General features: G+C 53.0%; 24 protein-coding genes and 1 riboswitch. Of the genes, 2 read left to right on the forward strand and 22 right to left on the reverse strand.

Annotated elements, in window-relative coordinates; all coding sequences use genetic code 11:
* Positions 1–107: 107 nt before the first annotated feature.
* Positions 108–3,554 carry a pyruvate carboxylase gene (locus tag KI809_RS01440; RefSeq protein ID WP_214169734.1) on the reverse strand — a complete coding sequence of 1,149 codons (3,447 nt, stop codon included), beginning with the start codon at positions 3,552–3,554 and terminating at the stop codon, positions 108–110.
* 275 nt (positions 3,555–3,829) lie between these two features.
* On the opposite strand from KI809_RS01440, the gene KI809_RS01445 reads away from it, so the two are divergent.
* Positions 3,830–4,894, forward strand: a complete 1,065-nt coding sequence (locus tag KI809_RS01445) for a peptidylprolyl isomerase (protein ID WP_246559104.1) — start codon at positions 3,830–3,832, stop codon at positions 4,892–4,894.
* Positions 4,895–4,971: 77 nt separating this feature from the next.
* On the opposite strand, the gene KI809_RS01450 is transcribed toward KI809_RS01445, so the two are convergent.
* From KI809_RS01450 to KI809_RS01540, 20 genes are all read right to left on the reverse strand, one after another.
* Positions 4,972–5,487, reverse strand: a complete 516-nt coding sequence (locus KI809_RS01450) for a ferritin (RefSeq protein ID WP_214169735.1) — start codon at positions 5,485–5,487, stop codon at positions 4,972–4,974.
* 30 nt (positions 5,488–5,517) lie between these two features.
* Positions 5,518–6,285 carry a slipin family protein gene (locus tag KI809_RS01455; RefSeq protein ID WP_214169736.1) on the reverse strand — a complete coding sequence of 256 codons (768 nt, stop codon included), beginning with the start codon at positions 6,283–6,285 and terminating at the stop codon, positions 5,518–5,520.
* Positions 6,286–6,409: 124 nt separating this feature from the next.
* Positions 6,410–6,862: a ferritin family protein gene (locus KI809_RS01460; RefSeq protein WP_214169737.1), complete on the reverse strand. Its 453-nt coding sequence runs from the start codon at positions 6,860–6,862 to the stop codon at positions 6,410–6,412.
* A gap of 42 nt (positions 6,863–6,904) precedes the next feature.
* Complete coding sequence (locus KI809_RS20835; protein ID WP_337833268.1) at positions 6,905–7,015, reverse strand: rubredoxin-like domain-containing protein; 111 nt, start codon at positions 7,013–7,015, stop codon at positions 6,905–6,907.
* Positions 7,016–7,129: 114 nt separating this feature from the next.
* Complete coding sequence (locus KI809_RS01465; RefSeq protein WP_214169738.1) at positions 7,130–8,266, reverse strand: trans-sulfuration enzyme family protein; 1,137 nt, start codon at positions 8,264–8,266, stop codon at positions 7,130–7,132.
* Complete coding sequence (locus tag KI809_RS01470) at positions 8,263–9,411, reverse strand: trans-sulfuration enzyme family protein (protein WP_214169739.1); 1,149 nt, start codon at positions 9,409–9,411, stop codon at positions 8,263–8,265. The genes KI809_RS01465 and KI809_RS01470 overlap by 4 nt, the downstream gene beginning before the upstream one ends.
* Positions 9,412–9,481: 70 nt before the next feature.
* Positions 9,482–9,586: riboswitch (SAM riboswitch) on the reverse strand.
* 175 nt (positions 9,587–9,761) lie between these two features.
* Positions 9,762–10,196, reverse strand: coding sequence for a ribonuclease HI (rnhA, locus tag KI809_RS01475; RefSeq protein ID WP_214169740.1), 435 nt, complete (start codon positions 10,194–10,196; stop codon positions 9,762–9,764).
* Complete coding sequence (locus KI809_RS01480) at positions 10,180–10,833, reverse strand: lysophospholipid acyltransferase family protein (protein WP_214169741.1); 654 nt, start codon at positions 10,831–10,833, stop codon at positions 10,180–10,182. Before KI809_RS01480 ends, rnhA begins: the two co-directional genes overlap by 17 nt.
* Positions 10,830–12,164 (reverse strand): sensor histidine kinase, encoded by a 1,335-nt coding sequence (locus tag KI809_RS01485; protein WP_214169742.1) that lies wholly within the window; start codon positions 12,162–12,164, stop codon positions 10,830–10,832. The genes KI809_RS01480 and KI809_RS01485 overlap by 4 nt, the downstream gene beginning before the upstream one ends.
* 61 nt (positions 12,165–12,225) lie before the next feature.
* Positions 12,226–13,239: an AmmeMemoRadiSam system radical SAM enzyme gene (gene amrS / locus KI809_RS01490; protein ID WP_214169743.1), complete on the reverse strand. Its 1,014-nt coding sequence runs from the start codon at positions 13,237–13,239 to the stop codon at positions 12,226–12,228.
* A gap of 117 nt (positions 13,240–13,356) precedes the next feature.
* On the reverse strand, positions 13,357–14,457 hold the full coding sequence (rodA, locus tag KI809_RS01495) for a rod shape-determining protein RodA (protein WP_214169744.1): 1,101 nt from the start codon (positions 14,455–14,457) through the stop codon (positions 13,357–13,359).
* Complete coding sequence (gene mrdA / locus KI809_RS01500; protein WP_214169745.1) at positions 14,454–16,355, reverse strand: penicillin-binding protein 2; 1,902 nt, start codon at positions 16,353–16,355, stop codon at positions 14,454–14,456. Before mrdA ends, rodA begins: the two co-directional genes overlap by 4 nt.
* Positions 16,352–16,840 carry a rod shape-determining protein MreD gene (gene mreD, locus KI809_RS01505; RefSeq protein ID WP_214169746.1) on the reverse strand — a complete coding sequence of 163 codons (489 nt, stop codon included), beginning with the start codon at positions 16,838–16,840 and terminating at the stop codon, positions 16,352–16,354. Before mreD ends, mrdA begins: the two co-directional genes overlap by 4 nt.
* The gene (gene mreC / locus KI809_RS01510; RefSeq protein WP_214169747.1) at positions 16,833–17,657 is read right to left on the reverse strand and encodes a rod shape-determining protein MreC; all 825 of its coding nucleotides are present in this window, start codon (positions 17,655–17,657) and stop codon (positions 16,833–16,835) included. The genes mreD and mreC overlap by 8 nt, the downstream gene beginning before the upstream one ends.
* Before the next feature lie 88 nt (positions 17,658–17,745).
* Positions 17,746–18,228 (reverse strand): dTDP-4-dehydrorhamnose 3,5-epimerase family protein, encoded by a 483-nt coding sequence (locus KI809_RS01515; protein WP_214169748.1) that lies wholly within the window; start codon positions 18,226–18,228, stop codon positions 17,746–17,748.
* A complete protein-coding gene (gene rfbA / locus KI809_RS01520; protein ID WP_214169749.1) occupies positions 18,221–19,123 on the reverse strand; it encodes a glucose-1-phosphate thymidylyltransferase RfbA in 903 nt (300 codons plus the stop codon). The genes KI809_RS01515 and rfbA overlap by 8 nt, the downstream gene beginning before the upstream one ends.
* A gap of 70 nt (positions 19,124–19,193) precedes the next feature.
* Entirely contained in the window at positions 19,194–19,799 is a 606-nt protein-coding gene (gene gmhB / locus KI809_RS01525) for a D-glycero-beta-D-manno-heptose 1,7-bisphosphate 7-phosphatase (RefSeq protein ID WP_337833269.1), read from the reverse strand.
* Positions 19,796–20,365 (reverse strand): D-sedoheptulose 7-phosphate isomerase, encoded by a 570-nt coding sequence (gmhA, locus tag KI809_RS01530; RefSeq protein ID WP_214169750.1) that lies wholly within the window; start codon positions 20,363–20,365, stop codon positions 19,796–19,798. The genes gmhB and gmhA overlap by 4 nt, the downstream gene beginning before the upstream one ends.
* 16 nt (positions 20,366–20,381) lie before the next feature.
* Positions 20,382–21,449: a glycosyltransferase family 2 protein gene (locus KI809_RS01535; protein ID WP_214169751.1), complete on the reverse strand. Its 1,068-nt coding sequence runs from the start codon at positions 21,447–21,449 to the stop codon at positions 20,382–20,384.
* Positions 21,450–21,587: 138 nt separating this feature from the next.
* Positions 21,588–22,631: a rod shape-determining protein gene (locus KI809_RS01540; RefSeq protein WP_214169752.1), complete on the reverse strand. Its 1,044-nt coding sequence runs from the start codon at positions 22,629–22,631 to the stop codon at positions 21,588–21,590.
* 213 nt (positions 22,632–22,844) lie between these two features.
* Between KI809_RS01540 and rpsT the strand changes: the two genes are divergently transcribed.
* Positions 22,845–23,108, forward strand: coding sequence for a 30S ribosomal protein S20 (gene rpsT, locus KI809_RS01545; protein WP_214169753.1), 264 nt, complete (start codon positions 22,845–22,847; stop codon positions 23,106–23,108).
* Between the two features lie 65 nt (positions 23,109–23,173).
* On the opposite strand, the gene holA is transcribed toward rpsT, so the two are convergent.
* Positions 23,174–24,169 carry a DNA polymerase III subunit delta gene (gene holA, locus KI809_RS01550; protein ID WP_214169754.1) on the reverse strand — a complete coding sequence of 332 codons (996 nt, stop codon included), beginning with the start codon at positions 24,167–24,169 and terminating at the stop codon, positions 23,174–23,176.
* Between the last annotated feature and the right edge of the window lie 18 nt (positions 24,170–24,187).

The following is a 24,187-nucleotide window of genomic DNA, read 5'->3' on the forward strand; positions in this document are numbered from 1 at the left end:
GAGAAGCGGATCAGGGCAACCAAAAATCATCCCGGAAAGCCAAACGAAACCGCCCCGTCTCCAATCAAGGGAAACGGGGCGAGTAACAATGCCGGCAGTTAAATCGGTTAGCCTAAGACAATAACCAGGTCGTCCTTTTCAACCTTGCCGCCCTCTTTGCACTTCACTTCAGCAATAGTGCCGTCTTCCTTGACCTTGATGTTGGTCTCCATCTTCATCGCTTCGGTGACCATCAGGACATCGCCGGCCTTGACCGCATCCCCTGCCTTGACATTGAGCTTGAGAACCTTGCCCGGCATCGGCGCACCGACATGCTTTGGGTTCCCTTTGTCGGCTTTCTCGCTCACGGCCTCATCGGACTGCACCGATTGGTCACGTACCGTGACTGACCGGGCATTGCCGTTCAGCTCAAAATAGACCTGGCGGGTGCCGTCAGACTGCACCTTGCCAATGGCATTCAGTTTGATAATCAAAGTCTTGCCCGGCTCGATATCCAGCGAGGTCTCCTGGCCCGGCTCCAGTCCGTAGAAGAAGATCGGCGTAGGGATAACCGAGGTGTCCGAGTAGTCCTGACGATGGCGGTCAAATTCAGGATAAACATGGGGATACAGGATCGAAGAAATGAGCGCCTTGTCGTCAATCCGGTGTCCCATCCGCTCTTCCAGCTTGAGCCGCTCTTCATCAAAGTCAACCGGCTCCAGCAGCTCGCCGGGGCGGCAGGTGATCGGCTGCTCACCTTTCAGGATAATCTTCTGCAACTCCTCGGGCCATCCCTGGTATGGCTGGCCGAGCATCCCTTTGAACATCCCCACCACCGACTCAGGGAAAGCCAGTTCCTCGGTTGAGGTAAAGACATTTTCCGGCTGCAGGTTGTTCTTTACCAGGAACATGGCCATGTCACCGACAACCTTGGATGACGGTGTCACCTTGACGATGTCGCCGAAAAGCAGGTTCACCTTGTGGTACATCTCCTTGCACTCTTCCCAGCGATCAAGCAGGCCAAGCCCGGCAACCTGCGGCTTGTAGTTCGAGTACTGGCCGCCTGGGATCTCATGGTGGTAGACCTCAGCAGTGCCGCTCTTCAAGCCGGACTCGAACGGGGCATAGTAATCGCGCACTGTCTCCCAGTAGTTGGCCAGCTGCTGCAGACCAGCTGCATTGACCTGCGGATCCCGCTCAGATCCTTCCAGGGCAGCCACCAGGGCGTTCAGGTTCGGCTGGGCAGTAAGCCCGGACAGGGACGACAGCGCCGCATCGACAATATCCACGCCGGCCTGGCTGGCCATCAGCAGCATGGCTCCGGCATTGCTGGAGGTGTCGTGGGTGTGCAGGTGAACCGGGATGCCGATGTTTTCCTTCAGCGCCTTGACCAGCTTGTAGCCGGCCATCGGCTTGAGCAGTCCAGCCATATCCTTGATCGCCAGGATGTGAGCACCCATCTTTTCCAGCTCCTTGGCCATGCTCACATAGTATTCGAGAGGATATTTGTCCCGTTTCGGATCGGTAATATCGCCAGTATAGCAGATCGCCGCCTCGCAGATCTTGCCGCTCTTCCTGACCGCTTCCATCGCCACCCGCATGCCGGTGGTCCAGTTCAGCGAATCGAACACGCGGAAGATATCCACACCGGAATTCGCGGCCTCCTCGACAAACTTCTGCACCACATTGTCCGGGTAGTTGGTGTAACCAACAGCATTGGAGCCCCGCAGCAGCATCTGGAACAGGATATTGGGGATCATCTCCGACAGCTTGTGCAGCCGCTGCCACGGGTCTTCCTTGAGGAAACGCATGGAGACGTCAAAGGTGGCCCCGCCCCAGCACTCCAGGGAGAAGAGGTCGGAACCCAGATAGGAAGTCGGCTCAGCGATCTTCAACAGGTCGTAGGTACGCACCCTGGTTGCCAGGTTCGACTGGTGGGCGTCACGCATGGTGGTATCAGTCAGCAGCAGCTTTTTCTGCTCCAATATCCACTTGGAGAGCCCTTCTGCCCCCAGCTGCATGAACAGGTCGCGGCTGCCTGCCGGACGGGGCTTGGTGTAGTCAATCTCTGGGACCCGCGCCTCCAGCAACTCTGCAGACTTGAGCGGCTTGGCCACCCCAGGAGAGCCGTTGACAATGACATCGCCGAGAAACGACAGCACCTTGCTGGCCCGGTCTTTTTTCTCGCGGACCTGGAGCAGTTCAGGATGCTTTTCAATAAACGAGGTGTCGCAGTTCCCCTTGATAAACACCGGGTGGGTCACCACGTTTTCCAGAAAGCCGATGTTGGTCTTCACGCCACGAACCCGGAATTCCTGCAGGGCGCGGTTCATGATGTGAGCGGCATCCTTGAAGGTCAATCCCCAGGAACTGACTTTGACCAGCAGTGAATCGTAATGCGGCGTGATCTTGGCGCCGGTGAAGGCATTGCCCGCATCGAGCCGGATACCGGCACCGGCTGCCGAACGGTAGGTGGTGAGGGTGCCGAAATCCGGAGCAAAGTTATTAGCCGGATCCTCGGTGGTAATCCGGCATTGGATGGCATAGCCGCGCATATCGATAGCCGATTGGCTGGGGATATTGATCTCCGGGTCGGACAGCTTGTGGCCGGCAGCCACCAGAATCTGTGACTGAACTAGGTTGCGACCGGTGATCATCTCGGTAACAGTGTGCTCCACCTGGATCCGCGGGTTCATCTCGATGAAGTAGTGGTTCCCTTCCTGGTCCACCAAGAACTCCACCGTACCGGCATTGCGGTATTTTACCTGGCCGGCTATTTTCAGAGCCGCTGTGCACAGCTCTTCGCGCTGGGTCTGAGTCAAGCAGAGCGCCGGGGCAAACTCAACCACCTTCTGGTGGCGGCGCTGCACCGAGCAGTCACGGTCGAAGAAGTGCACCAGGTTGCCGTGGTTGTCGCCCAGCACCTGGACTTCAATATGTTTAGGGTTTTCGATGTAGCGCTCCAAAAAAACTGCCGCATTGCCAAACGATGCCTTGGCCTCGCTGCTGGCAGCCACCAATCCCTCCAACAGTTCCTTCTTGTTGCGGGCCACCCGCATCCCGCGCCCACCACCACCGGCCGAGGCCTTGATGATGATCGGGTAACCAAATTCCTTGGCGAACTTCAGGGCCTCTTCTTCCTTGGCAATAGGCTCCTCGGTACCGGGCACCACCTGAACTCCGGCAGCCACAGCGGCTTTACGACCGGCAACCTTGTCGCCCAAAGCCCGTTGCATCTCGGCAGTAGGGCCGATGAAAACAATGCCGGCTGCCTCACACTTCTCGGCAAATTCCGCATTCTCGGCCAGGAAGCCGTAGCCGGGGTGAATGGCATCGACATCGGCCTTGAGGGCCAAGGCAATGAGTTCGTCGATTCCCAGATAGGCATCGATCGGGCTTTTCCCTTTGCCAACAAAATAGGCCTCGTCTGCTTTGTAGCGGTGCAGAGAGAGCTTGTCCTCTTCTGAATATATAGCCACTGTGCTTATCCCAAGCTCTGTGCACGCTCGGAATATCCTGATTGCTATTTCACCGCGATTGGCTGCCATAACCTTGCGAAATTTTCGTGCTGCCACCGTGCCACCTCCGACAGAGATATATTTATCCAAAATAAAACAGTTAAAGTATTGTTAAAACTTTAGGCTTACTAAAAATTTATCATGTTATTTTAAATAGTTACACAACAAATATTACTTGCAGCAACTAAAGCAGAAACTCATGCAAATGTCAACCACAAACAGCCGTTATACAGAGCAAAACAAGCAGTCATTCCTTCATGTTTCACTTTGCTGAGCCGGAAAAACATGTTAGTATTCACTCGCACTAATGCATACTCAAAAGGAGAAGAATGATGAATCCATCAATGAAGCTCGTTGTCACGGCGCTCTGCGCAACCTTCGTCCTGGCGATGCAGCCTCTCCGCCCGGCAGTAAGCGCCGAACAAAAACCTGCTGAAAAAGCTGCCGCACCAGTTGCCCAAACAGCTGCTGCCGCACCGAAAGCTGCAGAGCAGACTAAACCTTTGCCTACTGATGTGGTGGCCAAAGTCGGCACTACTGCCATTACCCGTGCCGAGCTGGAGAGAGCCAAGGCGATCCTGATGAAACAGAATCCTCCCCAGCAACCACTTACTAATGAGCAGATGAAGCAGGTAGATGATTATCTTATCGAGCAGCTCTCCTCGGCAGAACTACTGTATCAGGCAGGACTCAAGGTTGAAGTGAAGGATCTGGAAAAGACCATCAACGACAAGATCAGCCAAGGGAAGGCCCGTTTCCCTTCTACCGAAGAGTTCGAAAAAGCCCTCAAGGAGCAGAATCTTGACGAAAAGCTCCTGCGTGAGTACACCAAAAAGGAGATAATCGTCAGCAATCTTGTGGAAAAAGAAGTGGCCTCCAAAATCAAGGTCGCGGACGAGGATGCCAAGAAGTTTTATGACGATAATCTCGATAAGTTTTTCAGAAAACCTGAGCAGATTAAGGCCAGCCATATCCTGATCGGCGTCGACCAAAAGGACGATGCGGATGCCAAGAAAAAGAAGAAAGAGAAAATCGAAGGCATTCTTAAGGATGTCAAGGCAGGCAAGGACTTTGCTGAACTGGCAAAAGCCAATTCAACGTGTCCCAGCAACGCTCAAGGTGGCGACCTCGGCATGTTCGGCAAGGGGCAGATGGTAAAGCCTTTTGAAGAAGCAGCCTTTGCGCTTAAACCGGGCGAGACCAGTGGCGTGGTGGAGACCCAGTTTGGCTACCACATTATCAAGCTGACCGAAAAACAGGAAGCTCAGACCACTCCGTTTGAAGAGGTTAAACCCAAGATAAGCGAATATCTCCAAGGTCAGAAGGTTCAGGCCAAGGTCCAGGAATATGTGAACGAGCTCAAAGGAAAAACCAAGGTAGAAAAACTGCTCAAGTAAGCTGAGCCTTACACTGCAACGACAAAAGCCCGCCATTTCGGCGGGCTTTTCTTTTACTGCAGCAATTTCACAAGCCGCTATGCAGCCGGAGTTGCCGGCGGGGTAAACACCCTGGCTCCAAGCTCACTGTCCAGCATCAGCAATCCGTACCCATTATCCCCCAGGAGCTTGAGTTTGCCGATGATGTCCCGGTCATTCTCCTCCTCTTCTATCTGCTCGGTAATGAACCACTGCAGGAATATCCGGGAGGCATGATCCTTTTCGACTGTGGCAACTTCAGTCAGTTCATTGATACATTTTGTTATGAACTGTTCGTGCTTCAGGGTCTCTTCAAACAGGTGCAACAACGATTTGAACTTGCTTGCCGGGGCAGCAATCTGGCCAATAACCGCCTGCTCCCCCTGGCTGTTGATATAGTCATAGAACCTCTGAAAGTGGACCATCTCCTCCTGATACTGCACATTGAACCAGTTAGCTGTCCCCTTGAACCCCATGGCATTGGCAGCCGCCGACATATTGAGGTACAGGTAGGCAGAATAAAGCTCGGTGTTCATATGCTTGTTCAACGCAGTGTAACTTTTTTTGCTCAGCATGAAATCCCTCCTTGGAATCAAGTAACGTCGTTAATCACTCTTCTTTCTGTCCAGAAACTGGGTAATCAGGTCGATCGGCACCGGGAAGATGGTGGTCGAGTTTTTCTCGGCAGCGATCTCGGTGAGCGTCTGCAGATAGCGCAGCTGCATGGATGAAGGCTCCGAAGCAAGCATCTTGGCAGCCTGGGCAAGTTTTTCCGAGGCCTGCAGTTCCCCTTCGGCATGAATAATCTTGGCCCTCCGCTCGCGCTCGGCCTCGGCCTGTTTGGCTATTGCCCGCTGCATCTCAAGCGGCAAGTCGATGTTCTTCACCTCAACCGCAGTCACCTTGACCCCCCAGGGGTCGATGTGGTTTGCGAGGATCTCCTGCAACTCCTTGTTGATCTTTTCCCGGTTGGCCAACAGTTCGTCCAGCTCAACTTGGCCAAGCACGCTCCGCAAGGTGGTCTGGGCAAGCTGACTGGTCGCGTAAAGGTAGTTTTCCACCTGGACGATCGCCTTCTCAGCCTCGGTTACCCGAAAGTAGATAACAGCCGAGACTTTTACGGTCACGTTGTCACGGCTGATGACATCCTGCGGCGGCACATCCAGCGCCACAATCCTGAGCGAAACCCGTACCAGCCTGTCAATACCGGGAATAATGAAGACCAGACCCGGACCACGGGTCGCCTTAAGCCGTCCCAGGCGAAACAGCACACCCCGCTCGTACTCTGGCAGGATTTTTATGGCGTTACTTAACAGAGCTACCATCGCGACAATGAAAACGATCATTGGGAAGAAATTGAAGATATCAAACATAACGGGCTCCTTGATCAGCCATTTGCTTAAAGTATAACCCGAGGATCGTTTCCGTCAAAAAAAGCCATAAAAAAGGGCCGTCACGGTTATACGCAACGGCCCGGTAAAACTGTACCCGTCGGTCTCAGTTTTCGGTCAAGACTCTCTCGTCGTAGATCGCTTCTATCCGCTTCTTGTGGCCCAGCTCAACATCGGCGAAAACCTCAAGGGTCTTTTTCAATTGCGGGTCTTCTGTCACTTCTGCGGCGGATTTGTAAAGCTGGTAGGCATTCTCCTCGGTTTTAATGGCAAATTGGAGGATCTGAGGATAACTCATGTCAGGCTTCAGCTCAAGATCCACAAGATATTTGCTTATCCCCAAATCAGGAACCTTGCTGGCCTTATACTGTTCAGCCTTTGCCAGGTCCATCTGGCTGAAGACCTTCTTGTGGCCCATCTCTTCCGCCACAAACTCCTCAAACATCTTGCGTGCAGCAATACTGGTAGTCAGCTCTGCCGCCCGGGTGTACAGCTGGACTGCGTCTTCTTCCCGCTTCACTGCGTATTTTATTACTTCTTCAAGGGTTACAAACCCCATATGCACCTCCGATAAAAATAAACTAAGATTTTCTACAGGGACCTACGATACTTCTTCAAAATTTTCCTTGCCGGCTCCGCACTCGGGGCAGATTTCAGGGGGCTCGGGGCCTTCATGGATATAGTCACAAATAACACAACGCCACTTTTTCATATACTGTTCCTCCTCTTATAGATTTCGTAAAGATTAACTCTACCTTCCGAGGGGAGTATTGTCAATATGCGATGAATTGAATGTAAGATAGCCAGCACGGCTGATATACATAAACTAATCAACCAGAAAACGACCTAGATCTGCAATCAGGTCTTCAGGCGCTTCGAGTCCCACGGAAAGCCTGACCAGTGTATCGCTGATGCCACGACTAGCCCGCTCTTCAGGAGGCATTGCCGCATGGGACATCTTTGCCGGGTAGGAAAGAATACTCTCCACCCCGCCGAGGCTGACGGCAAAGGCGGCCAGTTCTACCCCTTCCAGTAGGCTCTTGGTAAGTTCATACGATGTCAGTTCGAATGACAGAACCGCACCGGGACCGGCAGATTGCCGATTATGGGTTGCAAAACCGGGGTGATCTGCCAGTCCCGGATAATAGACCTTCTTCACCCGTGATCTGGTTGTCAGCCAGTTTGCAATACGGATTGCCGAACTCTGGCACTCTTCCATGCGGATCTTCAGGGTCTTAAGCCCACGCAAGGTCAGCCAGCAGTCCTGCGGGCCTAGAATGGCGCCAAAGCCGTTCTGAATAAAAGCGAGCTGGCTTGCCAGTTCACGGTCTTTTGTCACGGCAAAGCCGCAGACAACATCACTGTGGCCATTGAGAAACTTGGTGCCGCTGTGCAGGACAATATCGCAGCCAAGATCAAGCGGGCGTTGCAGGTACGGAGTCATGAAGGTGTTGTCTACCAGGGTCAGCAACCCTCGGGTTCGTGCCAACTCCGCCGCTCCGGCAAGATCGGTTATCTTGAGCAGCGGGTTTGACGGGGTTTCCAGGTAGATTGCCTTGGTCTCGGGCCTGATGGCAGCTTCGATCGCATCCAGGCTGGTGGCATCGACAAAGGTCACGGTCAGCCCCCACCGGCCGAACAGCCTGGTCAGGACCCGGAAAGCCCCTCCGTAAACATCCTCGCAGACCACCAGATGGTCTCCCGGCTGGAAAAGCAGCAAGGTAGAGGATATGGCTGCCATGCCGGAACCAAAGGCAAAGGCATGCGTCCCGCCCTCCAGCCCGGCAATCGCCTCTTCAAGGGCCTCGCGGGTTGGATTCCCGGAGCGGGCGTAATCATATTTGCCGAAATGGTCAACAGAACCCTGGGCAAAGGTCGAGGTCTGGCAAACCGGTATGCTCAACGCCCCGGTGGCCGGGTCAATGGTGTGGCTCCCATGGATCAGTCTCGTCTCGAATTTCATGCCGCCTCCTCTATGGCAAATGCCTGGTCCAGATCGGCGATCAGGTCATCGACATTCTCGATTCCCACCGAAAGCCGCAACAGCACCTTGTTGATCCCCAATTTCTCCCGTTTTTCCGGCTCGATGTCGGCATGGGTCTGAACTTCCGGGAAGGTGATCAGGGTTTCCACCCCGCCCAGACTCTCGGCAAAGGAAATGAGCCCGGTCCGCAACAGCAACGGTTCAACAAGAGAGGGATCGGCAACCTCGAATGAGATCATTGCGCCAAAACCGCTCCCCTGAGCCTTCAGAAGCTCGTGTCCGGGATGTCCGGGAAGCCCCGGATAATAGACCTTCCTGACCAGAGGGTGCCTGGTCAGCCATTCGGCAATAGTCTGGGCATTTTCCTGCTGCCGGTCAAGCCGCACGGAAAGGGTTTTTATCCCCCGTATCGCGAGCCAGGAATCCTGGGGGCCAAGGACAGCGCCGGCGCCGTTCTGATGAAAGTAGACCTTCTCTGCCAATTCCGGGTCCTTGACAACCACCAGACCGCAGACAGTATCGTTGTGACCGGCCAGGTACTTGGTGCCACTGTAGACAGTGATATCCGCTCCCAGGTCCAGCGGCCGGAGCAGATACGGGGTGAGAAAGGTATTATCGACGATGCACAGCAGACCTTTTTCGCGACAGAGGGCCGAGAGTGCCGAGATATCGGCGACCTTCAACAGGGGATTGGTCAGGGACTCGACAAAAAGCGCCTTGGTATTCGGCTGAATTGCGCTCGTCACGGCACTGGTGTCGCTGGTATCGACATAGGTGAATTCCAGGCCGTACTGGTTGAAGATCTTTTCAAAAAGCCGGTAGGTGCCGCCGTAGAGATCCTCGGTGACGATAATGTGGTCGCCATGGCTGAACAGGAACAGCAGGCTGGTGATGGCCGCCATCCCAGAAGCGTAGGCAAAACCGCGGCAACCGCCGTCCAGCTTGGCAATGCCGTCTTCAAGCGCCTGACGAGTCGGATTGCCGGAACGGGAGTAGTCGTAGCCGGTGCTCTGACCAAGGCCGGGGTGGCGAAAAGTAGCTGTCTGATAGATCGGGACAGTGACTGCGCCGGTACGGGTATCCCAATCAAGTCCAATCTGTGCTGCCTGAGATGCGATGTTCATGATAGACCTCCAAAATGAAAATCCCCTTCCGGGGTGCGGAAGGGGACTCTCTTTGCAGATCGTCCGCGCTCCCTTATCTCCCGAAACCTGTCGGTTTCGCAGGAATTGGCACCTTCCCTTTCGGGAGGTTGCCGCGACGTCATAGGGCCTGTCCCTCGGTCGCTCTTGATAAGAAACGTGGTACTTATTCGATTGTAGGAACTTGCTGCATATTTTTGCCAGCAAGCAATGTTTTATTCTTTACCGTATTAGTCGGACAAATGTAAAGCATTTTTTTTACAGTGTCATCAAAGCCAGGTAGCAAGGGAATCTGCAGTTATTCACCCCACAGGTAAAATGTAGGCGACAGGTCAGAGTTTCCCAATGGCATTCCTCGCCAGTTCATCGCACCGCTCGTTCTCTGCATGGCCGTCATGGCCGCGAACCCAGCGCCACTCAACAGTGTGAATTCCGGTAAGCTCCAGCAACCGTTCCCAGAGATCGCGGTTCACAACAGGCTCTTTCTTGCTGTTGATCCATCCTTTCCTGATCCACCCGGATATCCACTCGGTCATCCCCTTGACCAGATACTGGGAATCAGTGGTGATGACGACCCGACAAGGTCGTTTCAAGGCAGCAAGCCCGGCAATGGCTGCGGTCAGTTCCATCCGGTTGTTGGTCGTTGCCGGTTCGCCGCCGGAAAGCTCTTTCTCATTATTGCCGAGACGCAGGATCGTACCCCAGCCGCCAGGCCCAGGGTTGCCGCTACAGGCACCGTCGCAGAAGATTTCAACAGCGTCCGACATAAGCCCCCTCTTCCTTGAGCAGCGCTTCAATCGCATCCATCACCCGATCAACAATCAACTGATGGGTCTCCTTGCAGTCGTCGCGCAGGAAAAGATCGGAGAAATCGATCGGCGCCCCAAAGACCACCATACCCTGCTGCCGTACACCTGGGAACTTCCAGCGGTTCAGTCCGATCAGGGCAGTAGGGACTACTGCCGGTCGCACATCGTATATTATCTTGCCTACGCCGCGGTTGCCTTTGCCCAGGCGACCATCCTTGTGGCGGGTTCCCTCCGGGAAAAGCATCACTCGCTGGTCGACGAGCAGTTCATTGATTGCTTTGCCGGCGCGAACGTCCCGTCCCCGTCTTACCGGAAAAGCGCCCCATGAGCTGTACAGCAGCCGGGTGAAGGTTTTGGCAAAGAGCTCTTCCTTGGCCGGCGCCCAGAGCATGCTCATCGGAAAACTCCTGATAATCGCCCACGGGAGAAAGATCGTCTCATAAGCGGAAATATGGTTGGCAGCAAGCAACACCCCACCTGACTCAGGTATATGTTCAGCGCCCCGGCTCCTGAAATCATTGAACAAGGAAGCATAAATACCGATGACGTTGGCGGAAAAGGTTACCCACAAACGCCGGGCGAATGAGACCTTCATCCTTTTCCCTCCGGCAAGATAAAATAAAACGTGGCACCTTCTCCAACTTTGCCTTCACCCCATACCTGACCGCCGTGACGTTCCACAACCCTTTTTACGGTAGCCAGGCCGATACCGGTGCCACTGAATTGCTTGCTGTCATGAAGTCTTGAAAATAGCTTGAAGAGATTGTCCGCAAAAGCCATATCAAATCCGGCTCCGTTGTCCTGCACAAAGAATGCTTTCCCTCTTATCGTTTCGCACTCACCGAAAGTGATCGATGCAGCAGGCTCATTGGCGGTATATTTCCAGGCATTGCCCAGGAGATTTTCCAGCAAAATCCGGATCAACCCGCAATCGCCATAAGCGGTAAGCCCTGGAGTAATATGGCATGAAACATGGCGTTCCGGATTGATAAGCCCAAGATCGGCAGTTATCACTGAAGCCAACTCGGAAAGGTTCAGCCGAGCATGGTTTATCTGCCGGTGCGAGATGTTGGCCAACATCTGGAGAGATTCGATCAGCTCCTCCATTCTCTGGCTGGCGTCGCAGATGGTATTAATAAAATAGGATGCAGGATCTGCCTCGGCTGCAACGCTATTCTCCCGGAGATAGTGGGCTGCCGTGTATATCACCGTCAGCGGTTTCCTGAGATCGTGAGAAACGGAATGGGCAAAAGACTCCAACTCGCGGTTAAGCGCTTCGAGATCGGCAGCCTTGCGGGCCAGATTCGCCTCGGACTGCATGTGAGAGGAGATATCCCTGACGACTTCGATTCCGGCAACAATATTGCCACTGGCGTCACGTAGCGGCGAGGCAATGATTTCGATATGAGTTGTAGCAGACCCAGGCGGAGTCTGCTTGACCAGGGTATGGATGCCGCCGTCGTTAAACGCAGCCACCACGGGGCAGCCCTCGCAGGGAGATGTCCCCCTGCCGAAAGCACTGAAACACTGCTCGCCAATGAAATTGCCGCCAGCCATCTGGCGATGCACCTCATTCTGATACAGCACCCTGAACCCGGTGTCCTGAATACTGATCCCGTCGCCGATAGCGGCAATAATCGCCTCGCTTTTGGATTTTTCCGACGCGGCTGCCTCAAGGGCAGACGTTAACTGCCGGTCGAGTCGGTCTCGCTGGGAGATGACTACACAAACGAATGCCGTAAAAACCAAAAGGGCAACGGCAAATGCAGACCGGTACCACAGTTCCTGAGCGGTGGGATGAAAAAACTGCTGACCTACCCCGCCCTCGCCGAAGAATTTTGCATCGACATAAACATCGGCTACCCAAAACAGGGCAATGCAGCAGACGGCGATAACAATTATATGTAGTTTCTTGAATTCCGGCATATAACCCACATCTGAAAGTTAAAGCGAAGGTCCCTCGCCGTCCTTTAAGTTGATGAAAAATTCAGGCCCATTGCCCGGAGATAGCCGCGCCACAGGCAGGGCACTCACCGTCCTTGACCCTCAATTCCGTAACTTGAAACCCGGATCGGCGTACCAGCGTAGCCTGACACCTGGGGCAAAGCGTATCTTCCTTTCCCGGCTCCACCACATTCCCCTGATAAACGTATCTTAGACCTGCCGTCTTACCGATTTCTGCAGCGCTATGCAGAGTTTCCACTGGCGTTGCGGCACGATCCGTCAGCTGAAATGTCGGGAAAAACCGGCTGATATGCCAAGGGACATGCACTCCGAGTTCATCGGCAATGAAGCGGGTCAGCCCGGCAAGTTCTTCAACGGAATCGTTCAGTCCCGGAATCAACAGTGTTGTCAATTCAATCCAGATGCCGTGGCGATGGTAATCCCGTATTGTTTCCAGAACGCCAGCTAGCCGTGCTCCGGCAATCTCTTTATAGAACCGGTCGCTGAAAGCCTTGAGATCAATATTAGCAGCATCCAGGAAAGGAGCAATGATTTCTAGGGCATCCTGGGTTATGTAGCCATTGCTGACAAAGATATTGGCAAGCCCTGCCTGACGGGCCAACCTGGCAGTATCCAGGGCGAATTCGAAGAAAATGGTCGGCTCAGTGTAGGTATAGGATATTGAGCGGCAGCCGGCGGCAATCGCCCGGCTCACAACCTCTTCCGGAGTGCGATCGACCCCGGGGATATGCTCTGTCCCTTGTGGCACCTGCGATATACTGTAATTCTGGCAATGACGGCACCGGAAGTTGCAGCCGACAGTTGCGACTGAATAGGTGCGGCTGCCAGGCTGGAAGTGAAAAAGCGGCTTCTTCTCCACCGGATCGACACTCTCTGCAACCAGCTTTCCGTACACCAGAGTCTGGAGCACCCCGTCGCGGTTCTCCCTGACCCCGCAGATGCCGCGCTGCCTAATGGCTATCAGGCAATGATGGCGGCACAGATTACAGCGGACTTTACCTTCGGCGAGTTTTTCGTAGCAGAGCGCTTCTTTCATACTCTCCTCCGTTACCCACAATATCATGCCCGTCTGCTTCACGATAATCTCAAGCCGCCTAGAAAGTGGCCGATGACCAGACAAGCAGAGAGCTTTTGAATCGGCGCGGCACAGCAGTTAGAACATGAATCGTCTCATACTGATATTCAGTAGAATCGCCACTCCTGTCATCGAGGTTATCAGGGAAGTTCCCCCATATGAGAGAAAGGGCAACGGGACCCCAACGACCGGAAACAGGCCGACAACCATGCCGATGTTAATAACTATATGCCAGAAAATCATGGCTGTCACCCCCACCGCCAGCAGCCGACCAAACTGGTCGTTGCAGCGCCCGGCAATCTGGAGCCCCCAAAGTACCAGAAACAGGTAAAGAACCAGCAGGATCAGACACCCCACCAAACCCCACTCTTCAGCAAAAACAGAAAAGGCAAAATCAGTATGCTGCTCAGGAAGGAAGCGCAGCTGCGACTGGGTCCCTTTCAGAAAACCTTTGCCGAAAAAACCGCCCGAGCCCACGGCAATCTTGCTCTGAATGAGATGATAGCCGCTACCGAGAGGATCCCGCTCAGGGTTTAGAAAATTAAGGATGCGGTTTTTCTGGTATTCCCGCAAATAGTAATGCCACCCGAGATAAATTGCCGGGGCAAGCGCGAGAAGCCCGGAAACAATAAGCTTCCAACGGATACCGACGAACACCATTATTGATGAGGCAACCAGTATTACCAGGATGGCCGTCCCCAGATCGGGTTGTTTCATGATCAACAGGGCCGGCACTCCCAAAAGCAACAACGGGTAAAAGATCTCACGAAAACCAATGCCCTCGACCGCATAGTTTTTACTGAAATACCTGGCAAAAGTCATAATGATAACGATCTTCATCGGCTCTGATGGCTGGATGCTCATAAACCCCAGATTCAGCCAGCGGGTCGCGCCCATGGTGGTCTTGCCGACCACCATGACCAGGACCAGCATCAAAAGCACCGCACCATAAAACCAGTAAGACAGGTCTTCAAAAATATGGTAGTCGATGCTGCACACGACGATCATCAGCATGAGGCCGCCGGTCATCCAGTAAAGCTGCTTGACGGAAAACGACATTCCGGTGAAGCGGTACGAGGCTGACGCACTATAAATATTCATAATCCCGGTGCTGATCAGAATCATGATCAGAAAGAAAAACATCCAATCAAAATTTGTAAAAAGCCGTCGATCGATCACTGCTGATCTCCCTCTTTCTGTTCAGTCCGCTCAGGGGCATCCTCACTGTTGTCACTGTCAGGCACCTTTGCTACCGGCTTCTTTATTACACCCTTTTGTTCAAAATATGTTTTCAGAATCGCTCCGGCAATAGGCGCGGCAGCTGAGCCACCATGTTCTCCATGCTCTATGACCACGGAAACTGCCACTTCAGGTTTTTCAAATGGAGCAAAAGCCACAAAAAGAGCATGATCCCGGTACTGATAGGCAACATCACGCTTACCGTCGCGCTGCTTTACCACTTGGGAGGTCCCTGTCTTGCCGGCTACCTTGACCTCGTACAGCCTGGCGGCAGCGCCGGTGCCACGCGGTTCATTGACTACTGCCAGCAGCCCTTGCTTGACTAGACGAAAGCTCTGGGGCTTTACTGCGGGACGATACAATACCTCCGGCTTGTACTCTTTGAGAACACGGCCGTCTGGATCAACGACACGTTTTACCAGATGGGGGCGGTATACCGTTCCCTCATTGGCAACCGCGGCAGTCATTGAGGCAAGCTGTATTGGGGTCATCAGGGTGTACCCCTGGCCTATTGCTACCGGAAGGGTCTCGCCCCGATACCATTTTTTCCCGTACTTTTTCTCTTTCCATTCCATGGTCGGGATAAGCCCGTTTTTTTCATTCTCCAGCCCGATTCCCAGAGAGTTGCCAAGCCCGAACCGTCTTGCCATCTCGGCGATTCTGTCAACCCCCAGTTTTTCCGAGAGTTGGTAAAAATAGACATCGCATGACTCTCGCAAGGCCCTTTTCAGGTCAACTGAACCATGCCCCTTCTTGTCCCAGCATTTAAAGGTATCCTTGCCCACATCATATGAACCGCTACACGACACTGTGGTATGCTCATCGATCAAACCGCTTTCAAGCCCGGCAAGTGCCGTAATGATCTTAAAGGTAGACCCTGGCGGATACTGGCCCTTGAGCGCCTTGTTTTCCAGAGGATGCCTCTTGTCGTCAAGATACGATTTCCATACGTCTTGCGGCATTTTACCGGCAAACAGCGAGGGATCAAATCCCGGATTGCTCACAAAAGCAAGAATCTCGCCGGTATCGATCTCCATGACGACCGCTGCCCCGGCCTTATCCCCTAATGCCTTCTCAGCTTCCTGCTGAATTGCCTGGTCTATGGTGAGAACCAGGCTGTTACCTACGGTGGGTTTTGTCTCAATTAAGGTCCTGAGATAACGGCCACGGGCATCAACTTCAATCTGCCTCCCGCCATTGACCCCACGCAGAACTTTTTCCCAGCTCCGCTCCAGACCATTCTTGCCAACGTAGTCACCCTGGTTATAGTTGCTGAACTCTTCTTTCTCAAGATCCTGCTCTGTTATTTCCCCGAGGTAGCCAAGAAGGTGTGAAGCGAGAATACCCGAGGGGTATTCGCGGATCGGCTTCATCTCGATATCTATGCCTGGCAGCCATAGCTGGTTCTCTTCGAGAAATTCCAGCTGGTCCCGGTTGATTCCTGAGGCGATTACTATGGGAAAGTACTTTGCCCGCCCCTTCCCTTTTTCCCAGCGCTGGACAAGCTCATTACGGTCAAGTCCGAGATATCCGGACAATGATGTCAGTAGCGCGTCCTTGTCTTTTACTTCCTGAGGAACAATGGCAACGCTGAACGAGGGCGTGTTTTTCACAAGCACTTTGCCGTTGCGATCAAGGATATTGCCTCTTGAAGCGGCAATCGGCACAAATCGCAGCCGGTTGATTTCCGAAAGTGTTTTAAGCCGGTCAGAGTCGATGACCTGAAGATACCAGAGACGGGCTGCCAGGATGAGGAAGATAATGCCAACAAATGCCGCACCCCAGATGACTCGTTGGCTCCCCTGCTTGTTGCCGCGGAGAAACTGCTGTCTGCTCACGCCAACTCCTCCGTATCCGGCTTGTCGAGAAATGCAAAAAAGAGGGAAGCTGCCAAGGCGTTTATCAGGCTTTGCGGAACGAGGGAGTAAAGCAGGGTTACAGCTATGCCCCCTGCAGACGAGAAAAGGGCCAGAAGAATCAGCTGGGTTATGCCACAGGCCATGGTGGCAACAAACACTGAGAGCGTCATAAGATAACGGCTGTCAGCATACAAACGATGGGCGATGCTATGGAGGACCAAAAAGGTAGCAAGATAGGTAATGCCGTTGAGACCAAGGTACAGGCCGCTTACCGTATCCTGCATAAGCCCGATGAAATAGACCAGTGCGGCACCCCACAAACTGGAAACAGTCAACCCCACCCAGACAACCGTAACCAGCAGCAGATTCGGTTTGAAGGGGTCTGCCAGTAGCGCCGGGAAAATGGCGACCTGGCAAACAAACGCAACAACAAAGGCTATTATTGAACGAAAGAAACTAGTCATTATGTTTCTTCAAGAGGACAAGCACCTCCTCCAGCCGTGAAATCATGACAGAGGGCCTGATCTCAACAGTCTGAAAGATTCCGTACTCCCCTTTCTTTACCATGGTCACCTCCCCCAGGGGGAGACCTTTGGGAAATATCCCGCCCATGCCCGAGGTGACAACTTGGTCCCCAACCTTGACATCATCTTCTCTTATGGCAAATTCCAGAGTCAGCCTGCCGCTGCCAGCCCCCCGCACCACGCCTCGCGCCCGCGAGCGCTGAACAACGGCAGCAATGCCGCTTGAATGATCGGTGAGCAACAACACCCGGCTGCTGTGACCGGCAACCTTTATCAACTGACCGACCACACCGTCGGAAGCAACAACCGGCATCCCTTCCTGGAAGCCATCCATTTCGCCACGATCGATAAGCACCGTCTTAAACCAGGGAGCGCCGTCTTCTCCGATTATCGAAGCGGCAACAGCAGGAACCGGAACCGTGCCTTTCAAGTCGAGCAATTTTTTCAACCGCTCGTTTTCCAGCAAAGCATCCTGCTCTCCGATAAGCCGGCCGTTCATGAGCCTTAGCTGCTCAAGCAGCTCCTTATTGTGTTTACGCAGGTTGACCAGGGCAAGATAATCGCTCCAAACCGTTTCAGCGCTGCCGGCAACCTTGGCCCCGGCACCAAATAACGGAGAGAACAGGGTAATCAGACCGCGTTCGAATAGGTTGGCGTCTTCTCTGTTTTTCAGATTGCTGGCAAAAACAAGAATGACCGTCAGCAAAACCAGGCCGGTAATAAAACCTGTACGGTATTTTTTGATCAACTCCCACATAATCCCAGCCCCAAAAGGGGAAGGGGAGACTGCAGTCCCCCCTTCGCGTCACGCAATTTTCATCTTGTCCGGATATGGACAGGCAATGCTAATCCAGAAGATAATTGGCTTCAGAAGCCTCTTCATGGCGGATCTCGTCAACAGGGGAGCGTTTTCCTTCCCCGGCGTAAAGCCGGTTAGGGGCATTAAAGACTATGCCGTTCTCATTACCAATGTTTTTGTAGGCATGCACCACACCTGGAGGGACGATGAGCATTACCGGAGCATCCAGACCGGCATAAATTACCTGCCTGACCCCGAACGATGGAGAATCGGTTCGCGAATCCCAGAGATAGACTTTAAAGTTTGAAGGCCCGATAAAACAGAAATAGTCGGTCTGGTCGACATGCTCATGGGGACCGCGGGCAACCCCTGGCTGGGTCATCGATACGTATGCCATGACCGGCATTAGGCCGGCATCAAGTTCATCGGATCTGAACAGCTCGGCAAGCCAGCCTCGTTCGTCAAGAAATTTGCTTAAAGGCCGGACAACCACGTCATGAATCTTTCCCTTGCGATACTGCTCAGACATTGCCACCTCCGGTGCCACAAAGCTCGGCCTCATTGTAAACTCGCTGTAAATATTCCCGATACGATGACTTGGGAGTCTCCGCAATCACCTCAGCCATCCTGCGGCAGTCGATGAACCCCATCCTGAGGGCAATTTCCTCCAGGCAGGCAATTTTCAAACCTTGCCTGGCCTCCAGGGTACCGATAAAATGACTTGCTTCCAGCAAACTCTGGTGCGTTCCGGTATCAAGCCAGGCAATACCGCGGCCGAGCTTTTCCACCCGCAGTTCTCCGCGGCGCAGGTACTCCAGATTGACATCGGTGATTTCAAGCTCACCGCGGGGAGATGGTTTGATCGACTTGGTAATTGCCACCACCTTTTCATCGTACAGATACAACCCCGGTACAGCATAATGGGTCTTCGGCTTTTCCGGCTTTTCTTCGATACCGATTGCCTTGCCGGATGAGTCAAACTCCACCACGCCATAGCGCTCAGGGTCGTTGACGTAATACCCGAAGACCATTGACCCGCCGGCAAACTCCCGTGCCAGGCGATCCAACCCAATTTTCCCGTAGAATATGTTATCTCCGAGGATCAACATCACCGGATCGCCGGCAATGAACTCCTCGCCGACCAGAAAGGCCTGGGCAATCCCCTTTGGCTCGGGCTGAACCTTGTAGGTCAGCTTGACGCCCCACCGCGACCCGTCACCGAGCAGCGACTGGAATCTGGGGGTATCAAGCGGTGTAGAGATAATCAGGATATCTTTGACGCCTGCCATCATCATGGTGGCCAGCGGGTAGTAGATCATCGGCTTGTCGTAGACCGGCTGCAACTGCTTGCTGGCCACCAGCGTCAGAGGATAGAGCCTGCTGCCAGCCCCCCCCGCAAGAACAATTCCCTTGGTTATAGCCATTCAAACACTCCGAAAAGCTTGATATAAACTGGATTTTTATTACCACAGCGCCAACAGATGCGTCAAACGATTAATCGGGAAGCTCTGTTAAGATTGCCTGGGCAGCAGCCAACAAGTCTTTGAAGACTGGAACATCCACCGGCAGTTTAGTTTGTTCTTCAGTTCCATATCCGGTGAGTACCATGGCCGAGCGGCAGCCGGCAGCAATCCCCGCCTCCACATCGGCCAGCTTATCTCCTATCATCCAGGACGCCGAGAGGTCTATCCCCAGATCGGAAACTGCCTGAAGCAACATCCCGGGCATAGGTTTCCTGCAACGGCAATCGATCCGGTACTCTCCCACACCGTTAACCGGATGATGAGGGCAGAAATAATAGGCATCAACCTTGGCTCCAGCAGTTAAGAGCAGCTCATCCATATACCGGTGCAAGCTCCGGACATCATCTTCCCCATAGTACCCTCTGGCCACCCCCGATTGGTTGGTCACCACAACCACCAGGAAACCGGCCTCACCCAGGATACGTATCGCTTCCGGCACTCCCGGTATAAACTCGAACGCCTCCGGACGGTAGAGATACTCCTTTTCCTCGTTGATCGTGCCGTCACGATCGATAAAAACTGCCCGCCGCTTAGCGACGCCAGGTTGTGCCACTCCGGTCCGAGATGTGCGATTCACGAGAACAGCCGTTTCTCCAGCAAATCACAGACAATGTGGATGATGGTGATGTGTCCTTCCTGGATACGAGGGGTATTGTCGCTCGGCACCACCAGGGCCAGATCGGCAATACTGGCAATAGTACCGCCACCTCGACCGAGAAGCCCGACAGTCCGGCACCCCTGCTCTTTGGCTGCCTCAAGTGCTGCAAGCACGTTTTTTGAGGTTCCGCTCGTTGAAATGCCAACGACAACATCGCCCGGCTGACCGTGGGCCTCCAGTTGGCGGGTGAAAATCCGGTCGAATCCGTAGTCATTGCCGATAGCAGTGAGAATTGAAGTGTCTGTGGTAAAAGCTATGGCAGGGAGGCCACGGCGCTCCAACTTGAAACGACCGACTATTTCGGCGGCGAAATGCTGGGCATCGGCAGCGGAACCGCCATTACCCATGACCAGCAGCTTTTTGCCGTTGCTGAATGCTTCGCACAACAACTCGACAAAGTGCTCTATCTGATCAGCCATGGATAAGGCCATCTCTGACATTACTTGCTGATTCTCTGTAAGTTGGCTGACGATTTCGGCCTTCATACTTCCCCTCCGAAAGTTAATGCGGAATAGTCCGTTGATAATAGGTGGACTGATTAGCGTTGACAAGTTTCTCCAGCTCAGAAAAAGCAACCGGCTCGCCGTAATTATTGCAACAGATTTCAGCCCCCCAGCTCACCTGGGTAATTGGCAGTCCATGTTCAATAAAGGCAGCCACTGTACGAACAGCGCTACGTTCCGGCAGCAGGCGTGACAGGGTTTGAATAGAGATGTTTTCGTGAAAGCGTCTGAGTCCGGCCTTGGCAAGTGGAGTTGCCATGGAAGGATGCACCACAAGCATGATCCTGTTGCCCTGGCGCGCAGCAGTTGCAATCAGATCAAACCTATCCTTGGCCAGAGTAAGATCAGACCCTTTCGGGATATGAATGCAAAAGGCCCTTGCGTCCCCCCAGGTCTTGGAGAACGTCGTCCGAATCTTCTGTTCATGTTCTGCCCGGCGAGACTCTGAGCCCAAAGTCACTTCTGCAGACCTCTCAACAACGCTCTTCGGGACAACACAGGTTCGATACCCTGCCCGCCACGTCCGGCAAGAATAATCCAGAAGACACCAGAACGCTCCATCCATCTCCTCGTTGAAGCTACCAACTGAATCCAGCAGGGAACGGCGCAGCAGGAGCGCTGCAAAATCTGCCGCAGATATCTCCATTGCTTCTGAAGGCGCTTCATTGACCCTAAATGACTTTTTGCCGCCTTTTTCGAGAAAATGCGGCACAACAATTCCGGTTCCAGGAGCCTGGCTCAGGAAACCACTCAAGACATCGAGCCAACCCGGCCTGACGACCGAATTCTGGCGAACAATTGCCACATATTCCGTTTCAGAGCAGCTGAGGCCTCTGTTCACAGCCCTGACAAAACCTTCGTTTACCCGGTTTTTCAGATACAGAACTCTGACGTCAAGCGCTTCAGCAAACTCCTCCAGCATCCGTTCAGTTTCCCTGTCACTACTGTTGTCCACAAGGATCAGGCGAGCATTGGAGGAGTTTTGGACAAGGCTCACCAGACAGGCGCGGGTCTCAATCGGCCGGTTCCATACGGGAATTATTATGTCGATGGGTTCGTTGGGCATTGGGAAATTAATGGTTAAAAGCTGAAAAAATAAAAAAACGCAACTTATCAAGTGAGCATAGAGAGCCCGGATAGCGGAGAATTCTCTGTGTACTTGCGCCGTTGCGTTTAGGCTGAATTGCCTGACAGAATAGTAGCGCTATGAAGTAATCGCAACACTCTTAAGAAGGTTCAGTTCGTCCAGCACTTTTCCGGAGCCGAGCACAACACAGGAAAGAGGATCCTCTGCTGTCACGACAGGAAGTCCTGTCTCCTCGCGAAGAAGAAGATCCAGGTTTCTGAGAAGTGCCCCGCCACCGGCAAGGACTATTCCCTTATCGACGATATCAGCAGCCAGCTCCGGCGGAGTCCTCTCAAGACAGATCTTGACCGCTTCCACAATTGCATTGACTGGCTCTGACAGTGCTTCTCTGATCTCATCAGAATTAATCTCGACCGTCTTGGGGATGCCGGAAACGAGGTCGCGGCCTTTTACCTCCATAGTGTGAAGGTCGCCGGCTGAATATGCCTCGCCGATCTCGATCTTGATAATTTCAGCGGTCCTGTCTCCAATCAGCAGATTGTACTTACGCTTGATATATTGAACAATCGCCTCATCCATCTTGTCGCCGCCGACCCTGACCGATTTTGTATAGACGATACCGGCCAGAGAAATTACAGCTACCTCGGTTGTGCCCCCACCGATATCTACAATCATATTGCCCGAGGCCTCGGTAATCGGCAGGCCGGCCCCTATTGCAGCGGCCATGGGCTCCTCGATGAGATAGACCTCTCTGGCTCCTGCAGACTCGGCAGACTCTTTAACCGCACGCTTTTCAACCTGGGTGATCCCTGACGGAACGCAGATCACAATCCTGGGGCGAACCAGGGTTTTCCTGTTGTGAACGCGGTGAATAAAATAGCGCAGCATCTCTTCAGTAATATCAAAGTCTGCAATGACACCATCCTTCATCGGCCTGATTGCAGTAATGCTCCCTGGAGTCCGGCCCAGCATCTTCTTGGCCTCCATCCCCACAGCAAGGACTTTCTGCTGACCGTTATTCATCTTCTGAACCGCCACAACAGACGGCTCCCGCATCACAATCCCTTTACCTTTAAGATAAACAAGGGTGTTGGCCGTACCAAGATCAATGGCAAGATCGTTGGAAAACATTCCGAAAAGATAATCAAATATCTTCAACATGTTATGGTAAACTCCTTGATGAGGCTATTACTGCACATTAGGTTGCTCGAAAGTTTGGAATCGTAACAGAATCATACTATTGATGCAAGAATGAAATTGAGCTCAAACCCAAGAATCACAAGAATTTGCTTGACACCAGAATACTGATGGTGCTAAAAGATATTTTCTTTCAGACATCAATAATCATCTTGAATAGATATATGGAGGTGTAGTTTGGCTCATCACAAATCAGCACTTAAGAGAATCAAGCAGAATGAAAAAAAGCGGCTCCGCAACCGTCATGTTCGTTCCACTTTGCGCACGTTCGTAAAGAACGTCCGTGAGGCAGTTGCCGGAAACAACCTGGATGCTGCTCGTGAAGCGCTTGCTGCTGCAATACCTGTCATCGACAAGGCAGCTTCTAAAGGCGTCATTCACACTTCTAATGCATCACGGAGCGTTTCAAGACTGACCAAGTTGGTTAATACCCTTAACTAACTAACCATCTGCCTCTTTATTTTTTAAAAAGGGCGTGCTCTGCACGCCCTTTTATTTCGTGCAGATTACCTACTTCCGGCACAGATCTTCATAACAAGTTCGCCAATAACGATTGTTGGCCGCCCACCACTCTTCATTGATAGATCGGCAGCGAAGAACAGCTCGAAAAGCCTGCGACATTCCCCTGTGCTGAAATTACTGGCCTGTTTGAGCATCCCTTTTAGAAAATATGGGTTAATTCCGGTTTTCTTGGCGATTTCCGGCTCAGCTACCTTTTTGTCAAGCAACTCCCGCACTTGCCAAACCTGCCGAAAATGACGGGTGATCATTGCCAGGAGCATCAACGGTGCTTCACCGTCCCGTAAGATAGTCTGCAGGCGTCTCATGGCAGTAGCCAGATTTTTCGCACCAAGGGCATTGGCAAGTTCAAAAACATTGTCTACTTTGGTATCCGAAACAATGCTTCGTACGTCTGACAGCTCTATTGTTCCGCGTTGCCCGGCGTACATGGCAACTTTTTCGATCTGCGAAGCGAGTTCCTGGAGATTATTTCCAACAAGATGGACCAGCATTTCCGCAGCGGCAGCATTGATCTTCTTGCCGTAGCCCCCTGCTTCAGATTTGATAAAAGCGCCAAGCTGGTTTTCATACGGCCGCTTGCATTCCACAAGAACGCCATGTTTCTTCAACTCAGTAAAAAACTTCTTCCGCTGGTCGATTTTTTCGCCCTGGATGATCAGACAGCTGGTAGGCGATGGATTCTGTACATAGAAGAACAGCTGATCCAGTGCTGCCGCGGATAACGCCTCTCCCCGTTTGACCAGGACCACTCTCCAGTCGGCAAACATCGGCAAGGTTTGGGCGGTATCGGCAATCTCTTCACCCTTGCATTCCGCTCCATAGTAAACATTAAGATTGAAGTCGCGACTCGCCGGATCCACGAGACGCTCCAGGAGTCTGCTTATCCCCCGCTCCATGAGGTACGGCTCATCCCCATAAAAATAATAGACAGGCGCAATCTCCCCCCGGCCTATGGCAATTTCAAGTTCTTCTGGCTTCACAACAGATCTCCATGCTCA

Source organism: Geoanaerobacter pelophilus (assembly GCF_018476885.1).
GTDB lineage: Bacteria > Desulfobacterota > Desulfuromonadia > Geobacterales > DSM-12255 > Geoanaerobacter > Geoanaerobacter pelophilus.